General features: G+C 42.8%; 5 protein-coding genes. 3 read left to right on the forward strand and 2 right to left on the reverse strand.

The window, feature by feature from the left end:
* Positions 1–61: 61 nt before the first annotated feature.
* Positions 62–1,330: a DUF945 family protein gene (locus tag CAG68_RS18955; RefSeq protein ID WP_158156193.1), complete on the reverse strand. Its 1,269-nt coding sequence runs from the start codon at positions 1,328–1,330 to the stop codon at positions 62–64.
* Between the two features lie 186 nt (positions 1,331–1,516).
* Here CAG68_RS18955 and CAG68_RS18960 point away from each other — a divergent pair, with 186 nt between their 5' ends.
* The 3 genes from CAG68_RS18960 (at position 1,517) to CAG68_RS18970 (ending at position 4,791) form a co-directional block, all read left to right on the forward strand.
* Positions 1,517–3,457: an ATP-binding protein gene (locus CAG68_RS18960; RefSeq protein WP_025766845.1), complete on the forward strand. Its 1,941-nt coding sequence runs from the start codon at positions 1,517–1,519 to the stop codon at positions 3,455–3,457.
* Positions 3,454–3,951 (forward strand): response regulator, encoded by a 498-nt coding sequence (locus tag CAG68_RS18965; RefSeq protein WP_005378005.1) that lies wholly within the window; start codon positions 3,454–3,456, stop codon positions 3,949–3,951. The genes CAG68_RS18960 and CAG68_RS18965 overlap by 4 nt, the downstream gene beginning before the upstream one ends.
* Before the next feature lie 291 nt (positions 3,952–4,242).
* Positions 4,243–4,791 carry a hypothetical protein gene (locus CAG68_RS18970; RefSeq protein WP_005378006.1) on the forward strand — a complete coding sequence of 183 codons (549 nt, stop codon included), beginning with the start codon at positions 4,243–4,245 and terminating at the stop codon, positions 4,789–4,791.
* A gap of 193 nt (positions 4,792–4,984) precedes the next feature.
* Here CAG68_RS18970 and CAG68_RS18975 read toward each other — a convergent pair whose 3' ends face one another.
* On the reverse strand, positions 4,985–5,572 hold the full coding sequence (locus CAG68_RS18975) for a TfoX/Sxy family DNA transformation protein (RefSeq protein ID WP_005378007.1): 588 nt from the start codon (positions 5,570–5,572) through the stop codon (positions 4,985–4,987).
* Between the last annotated feature and the right edge of the window lie 337 nt (positions 5,573–5,909).

Here is a 5,909-nt window from a genome sequence, read left to right on the forward strand (position 1 = left end):
GTCTTACGACCTCTTTTTAAAGACTAAGCGTTGAATTGGAACAAATTCGCAACAACACGAATTACTGTTGTTGCATCAAAGCAGGCATAAGTAGAGCCACCAATGGGAACTCATGCCCATTTTCGAACTTCAATTTGCCTTCACCAATTTCTGCTTTTAATTGATAACCGCCCTCTACTTTTTCGATCAACTCCATAATAAGGAGCTCATCAATCCCTTCTTGAATAAATGGGTAATGCGTTACTAATTCATCAGAGAAGTAAGTGCTAAGTTCACCAGTAGTGGCCGTCACCAACTTCATTGGATCTTGAGTAATATGCTCAGTACCTTCAGGGATGGATAGTTGCCACTCGTTGTGGAACTTGCCGTCACCGAACGCGAGTGAAAGCTCGTTCACGGATAAATCAAAACCTTTGCTAAACAGCGTATCGACATGCGGCAATAAATTCGCAATTTCCTGCTCATCTAGCATAGGAGAGCCTTGATAGATAGACATAATTTGATCAAAAGACTGGCTATCCACATCTGCAATTGAGAAATCCAACTTAAAGTTATCGACATCCGTCCCATCAGTTAAACGTAGTTTCTTAGCATCTAGGTTTAATTGACTGTTCAGCTTATCACCAGACTCACTCATCGTAGTGTTACCACGGTAGCTCGCATTTTCAATCAAAAAGACAGGCGTCAAGTTCGCATCAACCACATCTAGCTTCTCTAGAGAGAAAGATTGCTCGCCTAACCAGTAGCCTTTTGCTTGCTTTCCTTTACCTTGCCCTGTCAATGCATTCAGATGAAGCTCTTCACCGTTTTCAAAATCCACTTGAACAGAAGGAACGGAAACTTGGTAATTGAGATCACCCAATACCGTCACATCACCTGTTACTTTTGCAGGGCTTGTAGAAACAGAAACACCTTGCGCTTCGTTACGATAATGCCAACTGTCTAGGTCGAAGATAAATGCTGTATTGCCATTTAGTTGAGTCTGGCTATGCATCGTGAGAGGCAAAAAGTCATTGTCCACCAATTTTGAATCAGCTGTTAGGCTTGTTAGACCGTGGCTAACATCACTGGTTACGTCAAACGTCGTTGGCATACCATCACGCTCTAGCTGAGTTTTAAGCTCAGGATCAACAACTGAATAACGAGTCAGCACGACTGAAGACAAGTAGCCACGCTGATACTCGACCACTTCACCTTTAATCATTTCATCATTCATATTGGTAATACCATCTTCAATGATGGACTGACCAATTTGTCCGACAGCCAATGGCCAACACAGTGCTAATGAGATAGCACCACCAATGGCGCCGATTTTTTTAAGATTTTGCATAACGTCACTTATTAGATATTTTCGGTCAGTCTACCCCAAACCACCTGCGGAGAAAACATTGAGACAAATCAGACTATTGATGCTTATTCTAGTCCATTAATCAGGAATCATACTTGGCTCCCACTCATCATGTCCTTTTATTGTTAAAGTTTGCGTGGCGAAGTTTTAACCGGAGCTAAAACATCTGTGAATCGTTATGCTGTGTTGTGTCTCGACAACAACCCAATCAGTGCTGAACAGTTTCGATTGGAGCTGTCTGCCTTCTCAAGTAAGTTTGATATATTTTCTGTCGAATCGATAGAAGAGGCTCAAAGCGCTTTAGAGTATCTAGAAGAAAGAGAACAGACTGTTGCTTTAGTTATAGCGAGCCATCACGCTCATTTTAACGGCGTGGATTTTCTTATTGGTTTAGACCGGATGCCACATACCGAGCAAGCAAGAAAAATTCTTATTAGCTGCTCGTCTGATATAGAGGCAATTCTCACTGCCGTTAATGAGGGCAGGCTCGACCACTGCCTCACTAAACCTTTGCCAGATCACGTCTTATTTAACACAGTGCAAAAAGAGCTGACCCAATTTATCTTGCGAAATGGCAAAGAAGACCTGCTAAGTTACAGTCAGATATTGGATCATCACAGCTTGTTGCGAGCGCACATCAATAACCAGATGAGCCATTATCAAGCCGGATTCTTACACGACTACCACTCGATGTCTGATGCCGAGTTAGCCGAGCAAGTGATCTCCGCTCTCCAGCAATTTTTCAAAGATAATGACGAAACAAGAGCGTGCCGTACATACTCACCTGAACATTTGTTAACCGTGGAAGGCGAGCCAAATAGCTTTTTGTGGTTTATCACCGAAGGTGAAGTGGCTCTGTACAAGCGCGATGAGCAAGGCATGCAGCGAGAGGTTGTACGCCATAACAAAGGGAATATTGTCGGAGGCATGTCGTTTGTTACTGGGGAATGTTCTTTCTCGACAGCTCTAACACTAACCAAAACAGAAGTTATCAAACTCGATCGCAACGTATTCAATAAAGTGATGCAAAGCGACTCAAACTTACTGCCTCTTTTTACAAACTTGCTCTTACGCCACTTCAACCGCCGATTGCAAAGAAGCATCAACACCAAACTGCAACTTCAAAAAACGCTCGAATCTTTAGAATCAGCCCACCAGCAGCTCATTGAAAGAGAAAAAATGGCGATGCTTGGTCAATTGGTTGCGGGAGTGGCCCACGAACTAAACAATCCAGTAGCCGCGATATTAAGAGGCGTAGAGAATTTAACGCATACACTAGAACGATTACTTAACGATGCGCCCAGTTCCGATATACAAACCAAAGGCATTGAATTACTGAACAAAGCGCAAACCTCAAAACCCGCTTCAACCGCCGAGCTCAGATCACGCGTAAAAGCGCTTAGCCATACTCTTCCAGACCGAGCGTTGGCAAAGAAAGTGGTGAGCCTTGGTTTAGAATCCGATCACGAGCTACTTACCCAACTAACGAGAAAGCAGCAAGCGTCTTATCATGCTCTCAATACACTAGAGCAATACCACAAAGCAGGTTCTACACTTCGCTCAATTAATGTCTGTGCAGCACGAATTGCTGATATGGTAAAAAGCCTGAAAGGATATGCTCGGTCAGATGATGAGACCCTGCACTATGCCGATATTCATGAGGGCATTGAAGACACCTTGGTGATTTTCGAGAACAAATTAAAAATGCACCAAGTTTCAACCGACTATGCAAACTTGCCTTCCATCCTTTGTCAACCGATCGCACTCCAACAGGTGTGGACGAACTTGGTCTCTAACGCCATTGACGCATTTCCAGAGAAAGGTGTGTTAAACATACAAACACGCCTTGTAGAAAAAGAGCACACACATTATGCCGTTATCTCATTTGAAGATAATGGATGTGGCATTCCTGAATCGCAAAGAGACGCCATTTTCGAGCTGAACTTCACCACAAAAAAAGAAGGTAATTTTGGCTTAGGCATCGGGCTGTCCATCTGCCAGCAAATCGTAACAGCACACAGAGGGTGGATTGACGTCGAATCAGAGATCGGCCAGTTCACACGAATGACCGTCTGGTTACCAGTCATCGAAGAAGGAGATGAAACATGACCAAGTATCTAATTTTATGTGTCGATGACGAACGAGAAGTCTTGGATAGCGTGCTCCAAGATCTTGCTCCCTTCGAGGAGAACTTTGTCGTCGAAGGAGCGGAATCGGTGACTGAAGCTCGGCAAGTGATTGAGGAGATGGCGGAAGAAGAAGTTCAGCTTGCGCTCATTTTATGTGACCACATTATGCCGGAACAAACTGGGATCAGCTTCTTAATCGAACTCAGTCAAAATGGTGACACAAAAGCAGCGCGCAAAGTTTTACTCACAGGACAAGCTGGTTTGGAAGACACCGTAGAAGCCGTAAATAACGCGAGTCTCGATTATTACATTGCCAAACCTTGGAAAGGTGAAGCATTGAGAAAAGCAATCGTGTCTCAGCTTACCGCGTTTGTGATTGAGAATGATGATAACCTGCTATCCTGGACTCAAATCCTTGATTCTGAGGCAATCCTCAACGCCATGGCAGAAAGAAGAGCAAGCTTTGGCGAGTAATAAAGTGTTTGGTTCTAACTTGAACTCAACGATGCTCATTGCACCACCTAACCTCGCATAGTCGAATGAGGTTAGAAAAACATCGTTACTTGTCCGAGTGAAATTCTCGGACACTACGTATATGGCGTAGTTTTTGCTTAAACCAAGGAACTATTAAGTTAATTGACAAAACATCGACACATTTTTGTTGGTCGTGGACCTTCCTTTTTATTATGATGTCGGACAAATCAGATTACGGTTCAAGTGGTTGCTTGAATCCATGGAAATAATGAACAAGGTTTATCGTTAGTTATGCGTAAAACACTATTAGCCGCTGCCTTACTAGTGGCATCAAGCCATGCCCTAGCTGCAAACGATCGCAATGCGCCAGCAACTATGAGCAACTTTAGCTACGACTATTTCGAAGCACGTATTGGCGCAAGTCCTGTGACATTTGGTGCTGGATTCAGCAAATCAATTCACCCGAACGCGCATGTTATTGCTCGTATTGACTCTGAGTTTGAAAGTGATTTTGACTCAGCTGCAGGCTTTGGCTTCCATTCTCCGCTAAACAACTGGGCAGATCTTACTGGTGAAATGCTAATGCGCGTTGTGCAACCTTCGAATGAGAGCAGCACAGATGTTGGTATGGAGCTTAACTTAGGTGTTCGTCAATGGTTGGGCCCTCAATTAGAAGTAGGCGGCAAAGTCGGCTACGTTTCTATCGATAACGATGACGATTGGACTGGCTCTGCCTACGCTCGATTCCACTCAACAGAGCTTTTCTCTTTGGGTGCTGAAGCACGTATCAACGATTTTTACGGTGATCAGGTAATGTTCACTACGCGTTTTAAGTTTTAAGATTTGTGCTGTAAGAAAAGAGCAAATTAAAAAAACAAAAACCGAGGTCTCTGCCTCGGTTTTTTTGTCTAATTTAATGACTAACTCAATGAAGTGGTAAAAAACTTCAACGTCCTTTTTCCGCTTTTCACACTTGCCTTTACGACCCGCTAACTCCATCGAAACGAGTCAATCATTGTGCGATCAGCTTCGCTTAGTCACACAGTGCCAATAACTGTTTTTTACGCGGCTCTTGGATCAGTTTCCAATGTACGCCATCAGTTGCACCAGCAAATTTCCACAGTAGCTTTACATCAACATCATTACCGTAAGCCGTTTTAACTTTGTTGAAGACTTTTACAGGTCCAAGTTCTAAAAAGGTTTCTACGTCATCAACACCGGCTTTCTTGACCATACGTTCAAGGGTTAGTTGCATGTTGGGTAAGTCTCTTAAGCGTCTACTGGCAGAGGACTTTTGATATTTCCGTTCCTTAATTGAGTATTCAATTGATTTCTGTACCAGTTCATCAAGCCCTACATATCCGGATTCGAATAAATCGGTTACATCATAATAATTTACGGTTGCCGTCGTCTGTTTTTTGACGTGCTTATACTTCTCACAGCTCAGTTGAGTAAACACTTCATCTAGCCCATTACCACCACGTAAGTAGCAGCAATCATTGCTGACAAGCGCAAACATAGCATCATCGGTGAATAAACCAATACCACCGAACATAGAACGTTTTTGGTACTCACTGAAGGTGCGTACATATTTAAAAAAAGCTTGGTCTGTCATGTCCATTGACCTCTTTAATCTGAATAAATTACCCCGATTAGCGATGTCACCAGATAAACAGCAGCTTATAGCGAATTATAAATGTCGATTTGTTGGCGATATTTTTGTGAGTTGTGCTCACCAACTTGCTTAATCATACTTAACGTTGAAAAATAAGTTAGGACATAGGTCACATATAAAAAAGTATAAATTCTGCATACGTGATTAGTTTCACACTTATTGTTTGTGTGGTGATATTTTTTTGACGCATAGCATGCCTAAAACACGCCATCATTATGATCTCGCTGGCAATTACGGGCACATAATACGCATTTAATTGATAAAGAATACGCTGTAAGGGTAC

This window comes from Vibrio sp. V42_P2S4T144, from assembly GCF_009904715.1.
Classification (GTDB): Bacteria; Pseudomonadota; Gammaproteobacteria; order Enterobacterales; family Vibrionaceae; genus Vibrio; species Vibrio alginolyticus.

Coding starts and splice junctions, on each gene's coding strand:
- CAG68_RS18955 (WP_158156193.1), bottom strand. CDS start 1,330: ATGCAAAATCTTAAAAAAATCGGCGCCATTGGTGGTGCTATCTCATTA.
- CAG68_RS18965 (WP_005378005.1), top strand. CDS start 3,454: ATGACCAAGTATCTAATTTTATGTGTCGATGACGAACGAGAAGTCTTG.
- CAG68_RS18970 (WP_005378006.1), top strand. CDS start 4,243: ATGCGTAAAACACTATTAGCCGCTGCCTTACTAGTGGCATCAAGCCAT.
- CAG68_RS18975 (WP_005378007.1), bottom strand. CDS start 5,572: ATGGACATGACAGACCAAGCTTTTTTTAAATATGTACGCACCTTCAGT.